Genomic DNA, 16,872 nt, shown 5'->3' on the forward strand with positions numbered 1-16,872 from the left:
CCGCTTGCCCAAGAGCAAGGCCGGCGCGGAAGTCGCCCGCATATGCAACTTCCACTGAGGCAAGTACCAAGTGGTGAAGGATCAGTGCTTCGAGTTCCAGTGACCGGGCAAACGATCGCGGTTGCCTGGAGCAGACGACCACACACCTGAGAAGTCGCCAATCGGCCTCAGACAATTTCAGAACCTTATGGGAACTCAATGAAACGCATCATTTCCATCTGCGCCATCGCAGTCATGCTCGTCGCGTGCGCTGGCCGGCCCAAGCAGGCGACCAATGAAGAACCGGAACCACTGTCGCATCCCCGGGTAGAGATCGTCTACAACGCCAAGTCCGAACTGGTGGTTCTGGATACTGGTGCCACGCCGACGGTCGGGCTCGGCGGCTTGTTCGGACCAGTGGGGGTGCTGGTGGCGATTGGTGCGGACGCTGCCAGCCGCAGCAACTCGATCAACCAGGTCGCGAGCCGCAGCAAACGCTTTCACCAGGCGGTAGAGGATGGCCAGGGCGAACTGATGCTCCACCGGGAATACGCCGAACGCCTGGCCGAAGCCATGCGTGCAACGGGTCGCGAGGTCAAGCTCACACCAAGCGAGCGCGCCACCGGCGCTGCGCGCAAGATGGAACTCGCCGGTCTGACGGCCACCCCAGGCTATGAGGTGATGCTGCTGCGCATCACTGCCGGCTATGGAGCGCCGAGTTTGACATCGGACTTCCGGCCCGTCATTTCCGTGGAGTACGCACTGCGCGACGAGAAGCTGCAGCCCATCACGTGGAACTCCATCACGTCAAATCGGGGCAGTCCCAGCTATTTCTCCTATGACACCGTGCTGAAGGAAAACAAGGCAGCATATGAGGGCCTGCGCCAGGAACTGTTCTCCACCGTCGGGCGGGTGATGAGCAACGATTTCCCAAAGCAGGAATAGCGTTCTCACGGATCGAAGACAGCCGATCTAAAAAGACGGCGATGCGCCTCTGTCTGAATCCGGCAGGGCCAACGCCATTGCCGCATGCTCTTGCTCTGTACGCATGAAGGGTGTCCTGTTTAGTAGGTACTGCCCGTCGTCATCCGCCGCAACAGCGGCTGCCTCGCCAGCACCTCCTCGCACGGCCCATGGTCAAGCACATGCCCAGCCTCCATCAGCACCACAGTGTCGAACCGCTCGAGCAAACTCAGCCGGTGGACCGACGCGATCAGGCAGGCATCCGGAAACGCATCGGCAATGCGCCCGAGCACGCGGGCTTCTGTGCTGGCATCAAGCGCACTGGTCGGCTCGTCGAGCAGCAGCAGTGAGCTGCCTTGCGCCGCAAGCACGCCGCGCGCAAGACACAGCCGCTGTCTCTGCCCGCCTGAAAGATTGAAGCCCCGCTCCGACACGGCGGTGTCGAGGTCGCCGTGGTTCGCCTTCAGCACTTCGTCAAAAGTGCTTGTGTGCAGCGCGACCTGCAGCAGCGCGTCGTCGCGCGGTTGGCCGAAGGCGAGGTTCTCGCGCACGCTGGCTTCGAACAGTTCTGTCTCCTGCGGGATCAGCGTGGCGAGCCGGCGCAGTTGTGCCCAATCGACGGGCTGACCGTCGAGCAGCAGCGTGCCGCTGTCGGGCGGATAGAGCCCCGCCAGCACGCGCAGCAGGGTGCTCTTGCCGCCTCCGCTCGGGCCGACCAGTGCGATGCGTTCGCCGCGGCGCAGTGTCAGCGCCACGTCGTGCAGGCCGCTGCGCACGGGTTCGGCAACCCCGGGTTCTTCTTCGGCCGAAGCGCCGCGTGGCGCATAGCGCCATTGCAGCGCCTGGATGCTCAAATGCCGCCATGGCGCATCGGCCTCTATCCGCTCTCGCTCGGGCACCTGCTCGGGCGGCGTGGCCATCGCTTCGTTGCCCGATGGCGCCTGCCAGATCGGCTCGGCGCTGCTGTAGTCCGTGTGCATGCGCGCGAAGAAGCTGAAGTTGGCTGCGACCGAAGTCACGACGCCGGCGGCCTGCTGCGCGTATTGATAAATCATGAACACCGCGCCCAGCATCACGGCCTGTCCGGGCGCGCGCGCCTGCCACACATAGATGACCACCAGCCCCCAGGTCAGCGCCAGCCCCATGAGGTCGACGGCGAACCACTTGCCTTCGTTGAGGACCACGGTGCGCTTCAGCGGCAGCGAGATCGCGGCCATGCGTCGCCGCAGCAGCAGCCTTGAAGCACCCTGCAGGCGCAGGCCGATCACGGTCGAGGCATTGCCCAGGAAGTCGAGCAGCACAGCCACATAGCGCCGATCGGCATCGTTCTCGGCGCGCGCGAGCTTCATCAGTGCGCGGTCGATGCGCACGATGACGAGGCCGATCAGCACGTAGCCCGCGAGGGCCGTCACGCCGCTGGTGCGCGACAGCAGCGCCAGCGCGACCAGCGGCCCGACGAAGTTGACGGCGTTGGTGAGCCAGATGAACTGGTTCTGCGCGAAGTCCGACAGCGCGCGGCCGGCTTGATGCACGCGGTGTTGCAGCTCGCCGGAGTGGTGGTCATCGTGCCAGGCGAGAGGTGCGGCTGCGATGCGTGCGTACAGCTGGTCGGCGAGTGTCTCGCGCACCTTCACGCCGACGTTGCGCTCCAGGATGCGGCCCGGGCCGTGCAGCACCCATGCGCCAACGGCCACCCCGACCAGTGCCGCGATCCAGTGGCCGGCTGTGTTCAGCTCGCCGCGCTGCAGTGCGTTGATGGCCTGCCCCGCGAGGTACGGCAGCGTGAGGCGGATCAGCTGCGAAGCTGCAAGCAGCGCAGTGGCCGCCAGCAGCTGTCCGCGCGCGCCTTCCGCAAAGTGCCACAGGGCGGCATAGAGCTCGCGGATGGCGTTGCCGGGGCCGGTCTTCTTGTTCGTCTTGTCGCTGGCCTGCATGCGTGTCAGCCCGCCTTGCGGAATGTGAGGTTGATGCGCGTCGCGCCCAGCAGAGGGTGCGGCTCGTCTTTCAGGGGCAGCACGCCGTGGTAGCGCAGCCGGTCTTCGCCGCCCCAGACCACGACGTCGCCGTGCACCAGCGGTACGCGCACCGTCTTGTCGCCGCGCGCATGCCCGCCGAACAGAAAGACGGCGGGCATGCCGAGCGACACCGAGACGATGGGCGCGCCGTAGTCGTGCTCGTCCTTGTCCTGGTGCAGCGACAGCCGCGCGCCCGGCGCGTAGCGGTTGACGAGGCAGGCATCGGGTGCGAAGCCGTCGAAGCCGGCCGTCGAGGCTGCCTCGCGAGCCAGTCGCGTGAACGGCTCGGGCATGGCGGGCCAGGGCTTGCCGCTATCGGGGTCGGTGGCGCTGTAGCGGTAGCCGCGCCGGTCGCTGGTCCAGCCGAGCGCCCCGCAGTTGGTCAGCGCGACGGACATGGTGAAGCCGCCCGGTGTGACGAGGTGGCGGAACGGCGCGCGTTCCGCCAGCCCTTCGATGGCCGGCAGGAGCGCGTCGACGAAGGGCAGGGCGAAACCGGGCAGCACGAAGGCGCCGGGGCCGAGCCGTTCAAGCGCCTCGCGCGGCGGGTCGTCGAACAGTGAGAGGGTGGCGGATCCGCCGCTGCTGGAGTTTCGGGAGCTCGTCGTTGAGTTCATGCCCCTCGATCTTTGCCGAAAAGCCGCCTGGGCCCCAATTCGCCGGAGCTCCCATGTTCGGGTGATGTCGTTTGGCGGTGTTGCACTTAGCCTCGGCTCCCCAGTCATAAGTAGTGCTTAGGGTTTCAATTCTTGAAACTGCGCAATAAAAGGAATACGGTGTGCTCATCATGGACAGCGCTCGACTTCCCCTCAGCGTTCCAGAAGGCTGGACGGGTTGGTTCGAACTCATGCGCACGCCGAGTGGCACCTATGCCGGCATTTGCGAGCTGAGCCTGCGCGGCATTCCGCGTTGCGCCCTGGTGATTACCCAGCAGTTGACATGGGACGCGGCGATCGAGCGGGCAACGCTGCGGGCGGACCACTTCGTCAGGCAATGGGGGCCGGCGCGCGAGCATTGAACTGAACGCGTGCGGCGGCACAGCAAGGTCGGCAGGCGCGTGGTAGAAACCGCGAGCCTTTCGATCCACGCTCCAACCCACGCCTCGTCGTTCCAATGCCGAACTCTCCTTGTCGGGCTGCTGACACACCGTGCGCCCGGTGGCTGTCGTGGCTGCTGCTCGGCATCGTCGCGCTGTGCATGGCCGGCTGCGCCGGACTGCCCGTCGACGTGCAGCGCAAACCCTCCGTCGCAATCAATGACGGCGCGGATACCACGCTCGGCCGCCTTGTGAAGGCGGCTTCTCCGCCCGGCGAGCCGCTGAGCGGGTTCAGGCTGCTGCCGATGCCGCAGTTCTCGCTGCACGCGCGCATCGAGCTTGCGCGTCGCGCGCAGCGCTCCATCGACGTGCAGTACTACCTCGTGCAGAACGACGAGACCGGCCGCTACCTGCTGCGCGCCCTGCGCGACGCGGCCGACCGCGGCGTGCGCGTGCGGCTGCTGGTGGACGACCTTTACACCGCCGGCGCCGACCCGCTCTTCGCCAGCTTCGCCTCGCATCCGAACGTCGAGGTGCGGCTCTTCAACCCGTTCCCCGCGGGGCGTGGCCGCTTCGGCACGCGCTGGGCCTGGTCGATCCTCGACTTCGACCGCGTGCACCGCCGCATGCACAACAAGCTCTACGTGGTGGACAACACCATTGGCGTGATGGGCGGGCGCAACATGGCCAACGAGTACTTCCTGCGCGACGGGGGCTCGAACTTCATCGACATCGACACGCTGGTGGCCGGCGCCGTGGTGCCCAAGCTGTCGTCGCTGTTCGACATGTACTGGAACAGCCCTTATGTGTACCCCATCGAGTCGCTGATGCCGCCCACCGGCGAAACCCCGCGGCAGCTGCGCGAGCGCTTCGACCGGCTGACCTCCGGCCCCGACCAGCTGCACCCCGAAGAGCCCGACTCCACCGACCTGCTGGGCAACAATCCGCTGGCCAAGGACCTGGACGCGGGCGCGCTGAAGCTGGTGTGGGCCCGCGCCGAGGCATACGCCGACCCGCCGGCCAAGGCGCTCGGGCCGACCGAAGAAGCGCGTGGCCTGCCCGCCGACGAGTCGAAGGACAGCGTGCTCTACAACGTGCGGCGCTACGTGCGCGGCGCCGAGAACGAGGTCATGCAGACCACGCCCTACCTGATTCCGGGCCGCGGCGGCATGGAGACGATCCGCCTCGTGCGCGGCAACGGCGTGCCCTACACCATCGTCACCAATTCGCTGGCGGCCACCGATGAGTCGCTGGTGCACATCGGCTACCGCCGCTACCGCCCCGAAATGCTGCGCCTGGGCGTGGAGCTGTACGAGCTGAGCCCCAAGCGGGTGGAGCAGACCAAACGCTTCGGCATGTACGGCTCGGCCAGCGGGCGGCTGCATGGCAAGTCGGCGGTGGTCGATCGCAAGATCGTATTCATCGGCTCGATGAACTTCGACCCGCGCTCGATGCTGCACAACACCGAGGTCGGCATCTTCATCTTCAGCCCGCAGATTGCGCAGCAGCTCACCAGCCTGATCGGCTTTCTCCGGCTGGACGGCGCCTACCAGCTGCAACTGGGGCCGACGGGCGCCATCGAGTGGGTGAGCCCGGCCTCGGGGGACGCGGCCGACACCATCCTGCACCAGGAGCCCGAAACGGATTTCTGGTCGCGCTGGAAGCTGGAACTGCTGGCGCCGCTGGTACCTGAGAGCCTGCTCTAGCCGGCACGGGTCCGCATCCTCAAAACAGAGGATGGTGAGGAAGGGAGGGGCACAGAAGAATCGCAACGCTCGTGTTACGAGTTGATTCTTTTGTTTGCCCTTTCACCTGAAAAACCATCCATGAAAACAAACTTCGCGACCGCCGAGGCTTCCAGCCCGCTTTTCTTCAAGACGACGCGTTCCGCATGCGCAGTGGCGCTCCTGATCTCGCTCGCAGCCTGCGGCGGGGGTGGGGGCGGCGGTGGCGGCGGGTTCGCCGGCTTCCCGGCCGCGGGCGGCGGCAACCCGCCGGCCAGTGATCCGCCGGCCGCATCCACGCCGGTTACGTTTTCGGGCACCGCAGCCTCCGGTCTGCCCCTGGTGGGTACCGTCACCGTCAAGGACGCCAAGGGCGTGACCAAGACCGTGGCACTGGTCGACGGCAACTACAACATCGACGTGAGCGGCATGACGGCGCCTTTCGTCTTTCGCGCCGAAGGCACGGTGGGCGGCGAGCGCACGGTGATCCATTCGGCCGCGACCGCCGCGGATGCCAACGGCACCATCAACATCACGCCGCTGACCGACCTCGTGGTGGCCAACATCGCCGGCCGGCTGGCCGAGCAGTATTTCGACGGCGGCGAGTTCGCCTCGCTCACGGCCGACGAACTCAAAGCCGAATCCGACGGCCTGAAGGCCAAGCTGCTGCCGGTGCTGCTGGCGCTGGGCGTGGATGCGAGCATCGACCTGTTGCGCACCGCCTTCACGCCGCTGTCGAGCGCGCTGGACAAGGCGCTCGACGTGCTGCGCGTGAGCGTGGACCCGGCCACCAACGTGGCAACTATCACCAACATCGTCACGCAGCAGCAGATTGCCGACGACCTGGCAGTGAAGGCTGCGGCCGAGACCTCCACGACGCCGCTGAGCGGCGACGGCATGGGTACCGCGGCGGACGACATCACGCTGATCCGCAAGGTGCTGTCGGACTTCGTGGGCAAGTTCGCAAACGGACTGCCCGCGCCGGCCGAATTGCTGCCCCTCATGACCGACGGCAGCAATCCCGCCACCGGAACCTACGGCTTCCGGTCCTCCGACCTGAACGCGGCGCAGTTCGCCGGTGATGCGGCGGCGGACCCCAGTCTCGTGGGCGCGAGCTTCACGGACGTGGTCATCCAGCGGATCAACTACACCATCGACGCGAACAACACGAGCCCGCGCGCGTATGTCGAATTCACGCACAAGGACAAGAACGGCGTCGCCTTCAGCAACAACCAGGGCATGCAGATCGTCAAGGGCACGGACGGCACGTGGCGCCTGCGCGGCGACGGGCGCGTGCTGGACATCAACCCGCACATCCACGCCACCAAGGAGAAGGCGACGGGGTGCGTGAGCAGTTCGCTGCAGTTCGCGATCCAGGACACCAACACCGGCAACAGCGGCAACGTCGCGTCGGTCGTCGTTACCGGGCCGGGGCTGCCCGCGGGCGGCTTGCGCCACATGCGTCCTTCGGGCGGCGGCGATTGGCCGATCCAGGGCTCCCCAAACAACAACTATTACTACCTGACGTCGAACTGCAGCGGCCTGTCGAATGCCGGCCTGAGCGACAGCGCGATCGCAGCGATTTCCGCCACGCCCGAGTACACCTTCACAGCCTACGAAAGCGACGGCTCGACGGTGGCCAAGTTCAGTGGCTTCGACATCGTCTACAAGCATCGCTTCCATGGCCGGCCGATGACGCTGGCGGAGGCGGCAGCCGCAACTTACCCGGGCTTCTCGACCACGCCAGCCCTCGCGTCCTACGCAGGAGGCAGCGACTTCGCCGTCAGCGCAACGGACCTGAACCCCGGCTTTGCCGCGGAGTTCTTCCTGAGCCTGGCGTCCGGCCCTTCTGCCGGTGTGCAGGACCGGGCCGACGTCGCGCCGTCGGCTGCGGGCACGGCTTCGAAGACTTTCAATCTGCCGGCACAGGGCTCCGTCGTCTTCAGGAATATGTACGTCAGCACGTACGACGCCAACTGGCGCGAACTGGCGCTTCGCGATCAGAACTGAGGCCCCGGGGGCACCCCTCAAAGCCGAAAGCCCCCGTGAGGGGGCTTTTTCATGGGCACGGCGCCAGCAGGCGGGCTGCTGCGGGGAGACTACTGCTGCAGTCGTCCGCTGAGGTACGGCTCGGGGTCGACGGCCGTGCCGTTCTTGCGGATTTCGAAGCGCAGCTTCACGCGGTCGGCATTGCTGCGGCCCATTTCGGCGATCTTGTCGCCCTGGCGCACCACCGCGTTTTCCTTCACGAGGATGGTCTGCACGTGCGCGTAAGCGGTAAGGAAGGTCTCGTTGTGTTTCACGATGACCATGTTGCCGTAGGCCGGCAGTTCGCCGCCCACGTACACCACGCGGCCATCGGCCGAGGCGACGACCGGGTCGCCGAGGTTGCCGGCGATGTCGATGCCCTTGACGCGGTCGCCGTCGAAGCGGGCGATGGTCGCGCCGTTCGCGGGGCGAATGAACAGGGCTGCCGGGCGTTGCTGGACCGGTGGTGGCTTGACCGCCGGGGCCGGCCACGGGGTGTTGAGGTCGACCGTGGAGCAGGCCGCGAGGCTCGCGGCAAGCAACGCTGCGGCGCCGGTACGTAAAACAAAAGTCTGAAGGTGCATGGCGCTCTGTTGGAACGGGTTCGTTGCGGAGGGTTCCTGCGGTCTGGCTCGCCGGGCGGGCCAAGCGGCAGATGCTAGCAAACTCATGCGTCGGCGCTCGAAGAGCAACCCGGCGCGAAGTGGCCATTGAAGGCCGGCCGAGGCTATTTCAGCGGGATCGGCGTACCGCGGTCGATGGGCACCGCCGTCACGCTGTTCTTGGGCGAACCGTCGATCAGCAGGTCGGAGTAGGTGAGGTAGACCAGCGTGTTGCGCTTTGCATCGACCATGCGCACCACGCGCAGGCGCTTGAAGAGTACCGACAGCCGTTCGCTGTAGACCTCCTCGCGCTTGGGCAGCGGCTGCGTGATGCTCACGGGGCCGACCTGGCGGCAGGCAATGGAGGCCTCCGACTTGTCCTCAGCCACGCCGAAGGCACCGGCCAGCCCGCCGGTCTTGGCGCGCGAGACATAGCAGGTAACGCCAGTGACCTTGGGGTCGTCGTAGGCCTCGATCACGATCTTGTGGTCGGGCCCGATGAGCTTGAATGCGGTGTCGACGTCGCCCACCGTCTCGGCGTGTGCCGTCGCGGCCAGGATGAACCCGAAGCCGAGCGCGGCGCGAAGCAGGGTGGAGCGAAGCGTCATGGGTGTGTGCGGTTTTTTCAAACGATGTCGATCGTGTGGACGCGGTCGAAGCTGCCTCGCCGCCGGTCCTCGAAGTAGTGCTCGAGCGTTTCGCGCACGGTGCGAAAGGCGATCTCGTCCCAGGGGATTTCTTCTTCGGTGAAGAGCTTCGCCTCGATGGTCTCGTGGCCCGGGTCGAACTTGTCGTCGAGCAGGCGGGCGCGATAGAACAGGTGCACCTGGCCCACGCGCACCACGCTGATGACGGAGAACAGCCCCTCCATCACGTAGTTGGCGCCGGCCTCTTCGTCGGTCTCGCGAGCCGCGCCCTGGGCGGTGGTTTCCTCGAGTTCCATGAAGCCGGCCGGCAGCGTCCACTTGCCCCAGCGCGGCTCGATGTTGCGCTTGCAAAGCAACACCTTGTCGCCCAGGACCGGAATGGTGCCGACCACGTTCAACGGGTTCTCGTAGTGGATGGTGTGGCAGGCCGGGCAGACGGCGCGCTGCTTGGTGTCGCCGTCGTCCGGCACGCGGTAGACCACCGCGGTGCCACAGTTCTTGCAGTGCTTGATGGGTACGCGCAGGAGCATGGAACCGGCCGCCGTCTTCAGACGACCTTGACGGTCAATGTCGGCAGGCCCGCGACTTCGCCCACGAGCGTGTCGCCTGCCACCACGGCGGCCACGCCTTCGGGCGTGCCCGTGAAGATCAGGTCGCCGGGCTGCAGCTCCCACGCGGCCGACAGGTGCTCGATGGTTTCGGCCACGTTCCAGATCAGCTTGCTCACGTTGCTGCGCTGGCGGTCGGTGCCGTTCACCTGCAGCGAGATCTCGGCCTTTTCGGCGTCGCCGGCCTGCGCCACGGGCACGATCGGCCCGATGGGCGCGCTCTGCTCGAAGCTCTTGCCGATGTCCCAGGGGCGGCCCTGTTTCTTCATGTCGTTCTGCAGGTCGCGGCGCGTCATGTCGAGGCCGACCGCGTAGCCGTAGATGTGCTTGTGCGCATCGGCGGCCGAAATGTTCTTGCCGCCGGTGCCGATGGCAACCACGAGTTCGATCTCGTGGTGCAGGTTCTTCGTGAGCGTGGGGTAGGCCATGGTGCCGGTCTGGCCCGCATCGACCGCCACCAGCGCATCGGCCGGCTTCATGAAGAAGAAGGGCGGCTCGCGGCCGGTGAAGCCCATTTCCTTGGCGTGATCTTCGTAGTTGCGGCCCACGCAGTAGATGCGGTGCACCGGAAAGCGGGCGGGCTGGCCGGCCACCGGCACCGAAACGGTGGCGGGCGGGGCGAAGACGAACTCGGAAGCCATTTCGACGTGTCCTTTTTCAGCGAAACCTAAGCGGGAGACCGGCAGTGTGCCAGAGGCGGGAGGCTCACAATAGGCGCCTCCCTTATCGCCCCCGTGCCTTCCCGCATCCGTTCATTTCGACCATGCCCATCCGAATCGGCAAAGCCGGCAAAGCCAACGCCCTCAACGAACTCGGCCGCCAACGCGACGAGGAGGGCGACCAGGACGGCGCGCTGCAAGCCTATGCCCAGGCCAGCGCCGTGCATCCGTACTGGTCGGCCCCCTGGTACAACGCCGGCCTCATCCACAAGTACCGCGGCGACTGGGCCGCCTCGCTGCAGGCCAACGCCCGGGCCGTGCAATGCGAGCCGCGCAACGAAGGCGCGATATGGAACCTGGGCATCGCCGCCACGGCGTTGGGCGACTGGGCGACGGCGCGCAGCGCCTGGCGGCAGTACGGCATCGAGGTGGCGGACGGCGAAGGCCCGGTCGATCTTTTCATCGGACTCACGCCCATTCGCGTGCACGGCGACGAGGCCAGCGAAGTGGTGTGGGCCGACCGCATCGATCCGGCTCGCGCCATCCTGCGCAACGTGCCCACGCCGGACTGCGGCCATCGCTACGGCGACCTCGTGCTGCACGACGGCGCGGCCAACGGCTACCGCCTGCGCGGCGACCGCGAGGTGCCGGTGTTCGACGCGCTCGAACTGATTGCGCCGTCGGACTATTCGACCTACGAGGCCACCGTCGAGGACGCGACCAGGGAAGACATCGACGCGCTCGTCCAGCGCTTCGAGGCCGCCGGCGCCAGCGCCGAGAACTGGACCACCAGCATGCAGATGCTCTGCCGCGCCTGCTCCGAAGGCCGCCCCTTCGGCGAAGGCCAGCACAACCACGCGGCTGGCGAGGAGCCGGGCACGCTGGGGCCATGGCGCATCGGCATCGCCGCGCGCGAGGAGGCGGCCGCGCGTCGCATCCTCGACGAATGGCGCAACGCCATCTCCACCACATCACCCAAGGCCACGCTGCACGACTTCCGCTGCGTGCTGGCGGCCACGCCCCGCTCCTGAGGGAGCGCTATGCTTGAGAAATCATGAAGCTGCATAACTATTTCCGCTCCTCCGCCTCGTTCCGCGTGCGCATCGCCCTCAACCTGAAGGGCCTCGATTTCGATTACGTTCCCGTGCACATCGCGCGCGGCGACCATCGCACCGGTCCTTATTCCGCCATCTCGGCCGACAGGCTGGTGCCGCTGCTCGAAGACGAGGGTGAGCGCTTCTCGCAATCGATGGCCATCATGGAATACCTCGACGAAGTGCACCCCGAGCCGGCGCTGCTGCCGAGCGACCCGGTGGGCCGCGCCCACGTGCGTGCACTGTCGCAGTCGATCGCCTGCGAGATCCACCCGCTCAACAACCTGCGCGTGCTCAAGTACCTGGTGAAAGACCTGAAGCTCGACGACGAGGCCAAGAACGCCTGGTACCGCCACTGGGTGCGCGACGGCATGCTGGCCTTCGAACGCCAGCTTGCGCAGTACCCCGCCGGCATCTACTGCTGGGGCAACACGCCCACCATGGCCGACTGCTGCCTGGTGCCGCAGATCTTCAACGGCCGCCGCTTCGACTGCGACTTCAGCGGCCTGCCGCGCACCATGGCCGCCTTCGAGGCCTGCATGGAGCTCGACGCCTTCCAGCGCGCGCAGCCCTCGCAGGCGCCCGACGCGGAGGCCTGAGCCTCATGAACGAGCGCTGGCTCGTGCCCGACTGGCCTGCGCCGCCGAACGTGCGGGCCGTGTGCACCACGCGCGACGGCGGGGTTTCGCGGGGGCGCTACGAGAGCCTGAATCTCGGCGATCACGTGGGCGATGAACTCGCGCTCGTGGCAGAGAACCGGAACCGTTTGCGCATGGCCATCGGCGCGCGCCCCGTATTCCTGCAGCAGGTGCACGGCACTGGCGTCGTCGCACTCGATGCCGCACAGGACGTGGTACGCGACGGTACTGCTGCCGATGCCTGCACGGCTACGGCGACCGGTCTGGCCTGCACGATCATGGTGGCCGACTGCCTGCCCGTGCTCTTCACCGACGAAGCGGGCCACCGCGTGGCGGCTGCGCACGCCGGGTGGCGCGGGCTTGCGGGCGGGGTGCTCGAACAGACCGCCAAGGCTTTCAAGGCGGATGGCGCGGCCCGGGTCATTGCCTGGCTGGGCCCCTGCATCGGCCCCAAGGCGTTCGAGGTCGGCCCGGAGGTCAAGGCAGTCTTCGAAGCGCATGCTCCCGAAGCGGCATCCTGCTTCAGGCCTGCGCCGGCGCCCGGCAAATGGCTGGCCGACCTGCCCGCATTGGCACGCCAGCGGCTGCGCGCGGTGGGCATCGAAGCCGTTCACGGCAATGACGGCAGCGACGGCTGGTGCACCGTCGGCAACCCGTCACGGTTCTTTTCGCACCGGCGCGACGGCGTCAGCGGCCGCTTCGCCGCCCTGGCCTGGAAGGTCTGAGCCCGCGCCTTGCGATGCGGCCTCTTCGGCCGCGGCACGCCGGGCGGCTTCCTGCGCTTCGACCTCGCGCTGTTTGATCGCACGGCGCCGCGCAGGCGTGCCCATCAGGTAAACCACCAGTGCCACCGGCGCCAATCCGTACAAAAGAAATGTGAAGATGGCGCCCAGCACCGTGCCGTTGGTGTTGGTGGCTTCGGCCACCGCCATCATCACGGCGACATACAACCAACCGATGACGATCAGATGGATAAACACGAGAAGTTTCAGTTGGTAAGCAAAGGGGGCGGCGTTGTGAGTGCCTTGTGAATGCAGGATACTCAAAACACGCAAGCCATCCGTATCGTTTCAGGCGAGGACCAGGAGACATGATGAAGCAACAAGCCACGGGGGCCGATGCGTTCGCGCCCTTTCAGCAGGCACTTTCAGAGGGATGGAGCAAGGCGCTGGAGTCGTTCCAGCAGTCCGTCGCACAGGGCACCGTACCGGGGGCTTCGGCCTTCAACGTCGGCGGGACGCCGCTATGGCAATTGCCGCAGGGCGCAAAGATGCCCGAGCTGCCCAAGTTCTCCATCGACCCCGAAAAACTCCAGTCCATCCAGCAGCAGTACCTGGCGGAAGCCACAGAACTCTGGCGCCAGGGCTTCGCCGCCAAGCCTGAAGGCGACAAGCGCTTTGCCGGCGATGCATGGGGCAGCAACCCGCTGTCGGCCTTCTCGGCGGCCGTCTACCTGCTCAACGGCCGCACCATGCTCGGCATGGCAGAGGCCATCGACGCCGACGAAAAGACCAAGGCGCGCATGCGCTTCGCGGTCGAGCAATGGATGGCCGCCTCGGCGCCCAGCAACTCGCTGGCCTTCAATGCCGAAGCGCAGAAGAAGGCCATCGACACGCAGGGCGAGAGCATTGCCAAGGGCATCCAGAACCTGCTGCACGACGTGAAGCAGGGCCACCTCAGCATGACCGACGAGAGCGCCTTCGAAGTGGGGCGCAACGTGGCCACCACCGAAGGCGCCGTGGTGTTCGAGAACGAGTTCTTCCAGCTGCTCGAATACAAGCCGCTCACGCCCAAGGTGTACGAGCGGCCGTTCCTGCTGGTGCCGCCGTGCATCAACAAGTTCTACATCCTCGACCTGCAGCCCGAGAACTCGCTGATCCGCTATGCGAACGACCAGGGCCACCGCGTGTTCGTGGTGAGCTGGCGCAATCCCGACGAGTCGATGGACAAGGCCACCTGGGACGACTACATCGAGAACGCCGCCATCAAGGCGATTCATACGGTGCAGGAGATCAGCGGCAGCAAGCAGATCAACACGCTCGGCTTCTGCGTGGGCGGCACCATCCTGAGCACCGCGCTCGCGGTGCTCGCGGCGCGCGGCGAGAAGCCTGCGGCATCGGTCACGCTGCTGACCACCTTCCTCGACTTCAGCGACACCGGCATCCTCGACATCTTCGTGGACGAGACGATGGTGGCGTACCGCGAAATGCAGCTCGGCAAGGGTGGCCTGCTTCCGGGCGGCGACCTGGCCTCGACCTTCAGCTTCCTGCGGCCCAACGACCTGGTCTGGAACTACGTGGTCGGCAACTACCTCAAGGGCGAGACGCCGCCGCCCTTCGACCTGCTGTACTGGAACAGCGATGCCACCAACCTGCCGGGTCCGTTCTACGCCTGGTACCTGCGCAACACGTACCACGAGAACAAGCTCGCCAAGCCGAATGCACTCACTGTATGTGGCGAGAAGATCGACCTGGGCAACATCGACATTCCGGCCTACATCTACGGCTCGCGCGAGGACCACATCGTGCCCATTGGCGGCGCGTATGCCTCCACGCAACTGCTGCCGGGCAAGAAGCGCTTCGTCATGGGCGCGTCGGGCCACATCGCCGGCGTGATCAACCCGCCGGTCAAGAACAAGCGCAGCCATTGGATCCGCGACGACGGCAAGTTCCCGAAGACGCAGGCCGAATGGCTCTCCGGTGCGCAGGAGCATCCCGGCAGCTGGTGGACCGACTGGGCACAATGGCTCAAGGGGCACGCGGGCAAACAGGTCCCCGCGCCCAAGGCGTACGGCAACGACAAGGCTTACAAAGCCATCGAACCGGCGCCGGGACGCTACGTCAAGGCTCGCGCCTGACCTTCGCTTCGCTACACCTCGATTTCAAATCACTTCAACGGAGAACCTCATGGAAGACATCGTTATCGTTTCGGCAGCACGCACGGCGGTCGGCAAGTTCGGCGGCTCGCTCGCCGGCATCTCGGCCACGGAGCTGGGTGCGATCGTGATCAAGGAAGTGATTGCACGCGCCAACCTCACGGCCGAGCAGGTCGGCGAGGCCATCATGGGCCAGGTGCTCGCGGCCGGCGCGGGCCAGAACCCCGCGCGCCAGGCATGGCTCAAGAGCGGCGGCGCCAAGGAAACCCCGGCGCTCACCATCAACGCCGTGTGCGGCTCGGGCCTGAAGGCCGTGATGCTGGCGGCGCAGGCCGTGGCCACGGGCGACAGCGAAATCGTCATTGCCGGCGGCCAGGAAAACATGAGCGCCGCGCCGCACGTGCTGCCCAACTCGCGCAACGGCCAGCGCATGGGCGACTGGAAGCTGGTCGACACCATGATCGTGGACGGCCTGTGGGACGTCTACAACCAGTACCACATGGGCATCACCGCCGAGAACGTGGCCAAGAAGTTCGGCATCGACCGTGCGGCTCAAGACGAACTGGCACTCGGCAGCCAGACCAAGGCCGCCGCCGCTCAGGACGCCGGCAAGTTCAAGGACGAAATCGTCGGCGTGAGCATTCCGCAGAAGAAGGGCGACCCCATCGTCTTCAACCAGGACGAGTTCATCAACCGCAAGACCAGCGCCGAAGGCCTGGCCGGCCTGCGCCCCGCCTTCGACAAGGCCGGCGGCGTGACGGCGGGCAATGCCTCGGGCCTGAACGACGGCGCAGCAGCCGTGATGGTGATGACGGCCAAGAAGGCCGCCGCCCTCGGCCTGAAGCCGCTGGGTCGCATCGCCAGCTACGCCACCGCCGGCCTCGACCCCGCCATCATGGGCATGGGCCCGGTGCCCGCATCGACCAAGGCGCTGCAGCGCGCCGGCTGGAAGGCCGCCGACCTCGACCTGCTCGAGATCAACGAAGCCTTCGCAGCACAGGCCTGCGCCGTGAACCGCGAAATGGGCTGGGACGTGAACAAGGTGAACGTCAACGGCGGCGCCATCGCCATCGGCCACCCGATAGGCGCGTCGGGCTGCCGCATCCTGGTGACGCTGCTGCACGAAATGCAGCGCCAGAACGCCAAGAAGGGCATTGCCTCGCTGTGCATCGGCGGCGGCATGGGCGTTGCGCTGACCATCGAGCGCTGAGAAGGCGCGAATAAACCTGCTGCGTACCCCGATCTCGCATCTGCGGTCCTCACCGTACCTGGGTACGGCTCCGGTCCTCGACGCGACCTCGGGGCGCTCGCGACGGTTTCTTCACACCTTCTCTGCCGACGGCCCCACGGCCCGTCGCTCAGCGCGACATCGAGGGCCGCTGTGCCATCGCCGCGCGCCAGCGCAGCAACTCGGGGTGCTGTTCCCCGGGCTTGACCCGCACCACGCGGGCAAAGTCCACCGCCACCACGGCGGTGATGTCGGCAATGCTGAACTGGTCGGCGGCGATGAAGTCGCGACCGGCCAGCCGCTCATTCAGGGTCTCGAAGAACTGATGCACGCGCGCCAGCCCGCGCTGCGCGAGCTCGGGAATCTGGGCGTAGTTCACCGGCCCTGGCAGCGCCCGGTCGGCCATGGCTGGCGAGCCGTTGCGCAGTGTTTCGGCAATGGCCAGCAGGCCTTCGAATTCGATGCGCCAGTTCCAGCTGGCGATCTCGGCCTTTTCCTGTGGCGTGCTGCCCATCAGCGGCAGCTGCGGGTAGCGGGCCTCCAGCCAGGCAGCGATGGCGGCGTTGTCGGTCAGCAGCAGACCGTCATCGTCATCGGTGCGTAGTGCCGGTACCGTGCATTGCGGGTTGATCGCGCGGTAGTCATCGCCCATTTGCTCACCACGGGCGAGGTCTACCTGCACGGTCTCATGGGCAATGCCCTTCTCGGCAAGCAGGATGCGCGCGCGCCGCGGGCTGGGTGCTGTGGCGCAGTCGTAGAGAATGATCATCGTCCGT

General features: G+C 66.5%; 17 protein-coding genes. 9 read left to right on the plus strand and 8 right to left on the minus strand.

What is annotated here, in order from left to right; all coding sequences use genetic code 11:
* Positions 1-198: 198 nt before the first annotated feature.
* Entirely contained in the window at positions 199-924 is a 726-nt protein-coding gene (locus ACN9MV_RS12455; RefSeq protein ID WP_426392461.1) for a hypothetical protein, read from the plus strand.
* A gap of 119 nt (positions 925-1,043) precedes the next feature.
* Here ACN9MV_RS12455 and ACN9MV_RS12460 read toward each other — a convergent pair whose 3' ends face one another.
* On the minus strand, positions 1,044-2,876 hold the full coding sequence (locus tag ACN9MV_RS12460) for an ABC transporter ATP-binding protein (protein WP_426392463.1): 1,833 nt from the start codon (positions 2,874-2,876) through the stop codon (positions 1,044-1,046).
* A 5-nt stretch (positions 2,877-2,881) separates the two neighbouring features.
* Positions 2,882-3,574, minus strand: coding sequence for a DNA oxidative demethylase AlkB (gene alkB, locus ACN9MV_RS12465; RefSeq protein ID WP_426392464.1), 693 nt, complete (start codon positions 3,572-3,574; stop codon positions 2,882-2,884).
* Between the two features lie 170 nt (positions 3,575-3,744).
* On the opposite strand from alkB, the gene ACN9MV_RS12470 reads away from it, so the two are divergent.
* The 3 genes from ACN9MV_RS12470 to ACN9MV_RS12480 all read left to right on the plus strand — a co-directional run bounded on the left by ACN9MV_RS12470 (position 3,745) and on the right by ACN9MV_RS12480 (position 7,727).
* Positions 3,745-3,975, plus strand: coding sequence for a hypothetical protein (locus tag ACN9MV_RS12470; RefSeq protein ID WP_093080462.1), 231 nt, complete (start codon positions 3,745-3,747; stop codon positions 3,973-3,975).
* A gap of 95 nt (positions 3,976-4,070) precedes the next feature.
* Positions 4,071-5,699 carry a phospholipase D family protein gene (locus ACN9MV_RS12475; protein WP_426392465.1) on the plus strand — a complete coding sequence of 543 codons (1,629 nt, stop codon included), beginning with the start codon at positions 4,071-4,073 and terminating at the stop codon, positions 5,697-5,699.
* Positions 5,700-5,819: 120 nt separating this feature from the next.
* Positions 5,820-7,727 (plus strand): hypothetical protein, encoded by a 1,908-nt coding sequence (locus ACN9MV_RS12480; protein ID WP_426392467.1) that lies wholly within the window; start codon positions 5,820-5,822, stop codon positions 7,725-7,727.
* Between the two features lie 89 nt (positions 7,728-7,816).
* Here the strand turns inward: ACN9MV_RS12480 and ACN9MV_RS12485 are convergent, their stop codons facing one another.
* From ACN9MV_RS12485 to ACN9MV_RS12500, 4 genes are all read right to left on the minus strand, one after another.
* A complete protein-coding gene (locus tag ACN9MV_RS12485) occupies positions 7,817-8,329 on the minus strand; it encodes a murein hydrolase activator EnvC family protein (protein WP_093052663.1) in 513 nt (170 codons plus the stop codon).
* Positions 8,330-8,472: 143 nt separating this feature from the next.
* Positions 8,473-8,955, minus strand: coding sequence for a CreA family protein (locus ACN9MV_RS12490; RefSeq protein ID WP_093052660.1), 483 nt, complete (start codon positions 8,953-8,955; stop codon positions 8,473-8,475).
* A gap of 17 nt (positions 8,956-8,972) precedes the next feature.
* Positions 8,973-9,524 (minus strand): NUDIX hydrolase, encoded by a 552-nt coding sequence (locus ACN9MV_RS12495; protein WP_093052657.1) that lies wholly within the window; start codon positions 9,522-9,524, stop codon positions 8,973-8,975.
* A gap of 17 nt (positions 9,525-9,541) precedes the next feature.
* Positions 9,542-10,243, minus strand: a complete 702-nt coding sequence (locus ACN9MV_RS12500) for a fumarylacetoacetate hydrolase family protein (RefSeq protein WP_093176496.1) — start codon at positions 10,241-10,243, stop codon at positions 9,542-9,544.
* Between the two features lie 122 nt (positions 10,244-10,365).
* Between ACN9MV_RS12500 and ACN9MV_RS12505 the strand changes: the two genes are divergently transcribed.
* From ACN9MV_RS12505 to pgeF, 3 genes are read left to right on the plus strand one after another with little or no spacing between them, the layout of a single operon-like run.
* A complete protein-coding gene (locus tag ACN9MV_RS12505) occupies positions 10,366-11,292 on the plus strand; it encodes a tetratricopeptide repeat protein (protein WP_093052649.1) in 927 nt (308 codons plus the stop codon).
* A 23-nt stretch (positions 11,293-11,315) separates the two neighbouring features.
* Positions 11,316-11,954 (plus strand): maleylacetoacetate isomerase, encoded by a 639-nt coding sequence (gene maiA, locus ACN9MV_RS12510; RefSeq protein WP_093080273.1) that lies wholly within the window; start codon positions 11,316-11,318, stop codon positions 11,952-11,954.
* A gap of 5 nt (positions 11,955-11,959) precedes the next feature.
* A complete protein-coding gene (pgeF, locus tag ACN9MV_RS12515; protein WP_426392470.1) occupies positions 11,960-12,718 on the plus strand; it encodes a peptidoglycan editing factor PgeF in 759 nt (252 codons plus the stop codon).
* Here pgeF and ACN9MV_RS12520 read toward each other — a convergent pair.
* Positions 12,650-12,973, minus strand: a complete 324-nt coding sequence (locus ACN9MV_RS12520; protein WP_093176501.1) for a hypothetical protein — start codon at positions 12,971-12,973, stop codon at positions 12,650-12,652. The genes pgeF and ACN9MV_RS12520 overlap by 69 nt on opposite strands.
* A 113-nt stretch (positions 12,974-13,086) precedes the next feature.
* On the opposite strand from ACN9MV_RS12520, the gene phaC reads away from it, so the two are divergent.
* Both phaC and ACN9MV_RS12530 read left to right on the plus strand, forming a co-directional pair.
* Positions 13,087-14,850: a class I poly(R)-hydroxyalkanoic acid synthase gene (gene phaC, locus ACN9MV_RS12525; RefSeq protein WP_426392472.1), complete on the plus strand. Its 1,764-nt coding sequence runs from the start codon at positions 13,087-13,089 to the stop codon at positions 14,848-14,850.
* A 49-nt stretch (positions 14,851-14,899) separates the two neighbouring features.
* Positions 14,900-16,078 (plus strand): acetyl-CoA C-acetyltransferase, encoded by a 1,179-nt coding sequence (locus ACN9MV_RS12530; protein WP_093052636.1) that lies wholly within the window; start codon positions 14,900-14,902, stop codon positions 16,076-16,078.
* A gap of 148 nt (positions 16,079-16,226) precedes the next feature.
* Here ACN9MV_RS12530 and ACN9MV_RS12535 read toward each other — a convergent pair whose 3' ends face one another.
* Positions 16,227-16,865: a glutathione S-transferase family protein gene (locus ACN9MV_RS12535; RefSeq protein ID WP_426392474.1), complete on the minus strand. Its 639-nt coding sequence runs from the start codon at positions 16,863-16,865 to the stop codon at positions 16,227-16,229.
* Between the last annotated feature and the right edge of the window lie 7 nt (positions 16,866-16,872).

Source organism: Variovorax sp. R-27, assembly GCF_049913215.1.
GTDB lineage: Bacteria > Pseudomonadota > Gammaproteobacteria > Burkholderiales > Burkholderiaceae_C > Variovorax.

Bases quoted from the DNA above. Each gene is read 5' to 3' on its own strand.
- maiA (WP_093080273.1), top strand. From the start codon at position 11,316: ATGAAGCTGCATAACTATTTCCGCTCCTCCGCCTCGTTCCGCGTGCGC.
- ACN9MV_RS12500 (WP_093176496.1), bottom strand. From the start codon at position 10,243: ATGGCTTCCGAGTTCGTCTTCGCCCCGCCCGCCACCGTTTCGGTGCCG.
- ACN9MV_RS12495 (WP_093052657.1), bottom strand. From the start codon at position 9,524: ATGCTCCTGCGCGTACCCATCAAGCACTGCAAGAACTGTGGCACCGCG.
- ACN9MV_RS12505 (WP_093052649.1), top strand. From the start codon at position 10,366: ATGCCCATCCGAATCGGCAAAGCCGGCAAAGCCAACGCCCTCAACGAA.
- ACN9MV_RS12475 (WP_426392465.1), top strand. From the start codon at position 4,071: ATGCCGAACTCTCCTTGTCGGGCTGCTGACACACCGTGCGCCCGGTGG.
- phaC (WP_426392472.1), top strand. From the start codon at position 13,087: ATGAAGCAACAAGCCACGGGGGCCGATGCGTTCGCGCCCTTTCAGCAG.
- ACN9MV_RS12485 (WP_093052663.1), bottom strand. From the start codon at position 8,329: ATGCACCTTCAGACTTTTGTTTTACGTACCGGCGCCGCAGCGTTGCTT.
- ACN9MV_RS12460 (WP_426392463.1), bottom strand. From the start codon at position 2,876: ATGCAGGCCAGCGACAAGACGAACAAGAAGACCGGCCCCGGCAACGCC.
- ACN9MV_RS12455 (WP_426392461.1), top strand. From the start codon at position 199: ATGAAACGCATCATTTCCATCTGCGCCATCGCAGTCATGCTCGTCGCG.
- ACN9MV_RS12535 (WP_426392474.1), bottom strand. From the start codon at position 16,865: ATGATCATTCTCTACGACTGCGCCACAGCACCCAGCCCGCGGCGCGCG.
- ACN9MV_RS12480 (WP_426392467.1), top strand. From the start codon at position 5,820: ATGAAAACAAACTTCGCGACCGCCGAGGCTTCCAGCCCGCTTTTCTTC.
- ACN9MV_RS12490 (WP_093052660.1), bottom strand. From the start codon at position 8,955: ATGACGCTTCGCTCCACCCTGCTTCGCGCCGCGCTCGGCTTCGGGTTC.
- ACN9MV_RS12530 (WP_093052636.1), top strand. From the start codon at position 14,900: ATGGAAGACATCGTTATCGTTTCGGCAGCACGCACGGCGGTCGGCAAG.
- alkB (WP_426392464.1), bottom strand. From the start codon at position 3,574: ATGAACTCAACGACGAGCTCCCGAAACTCCAGCAGCGGCGGATCCGCC.
- pgeF (WP_426392470.1), top strand. From the start codon at position 11,960: ATGAACGAGCGCTGGCTCGTGCCCGACTGGCCTGCGCCGCCGAACGTG.
- ACN9MV_RS12470 (WP_093080462.1), top strand. From the start codon at position 3,745: ATGGACAGCGCTCGACTTCCCCTCAGCGTTCCAGAAGGCTGGACGGGT.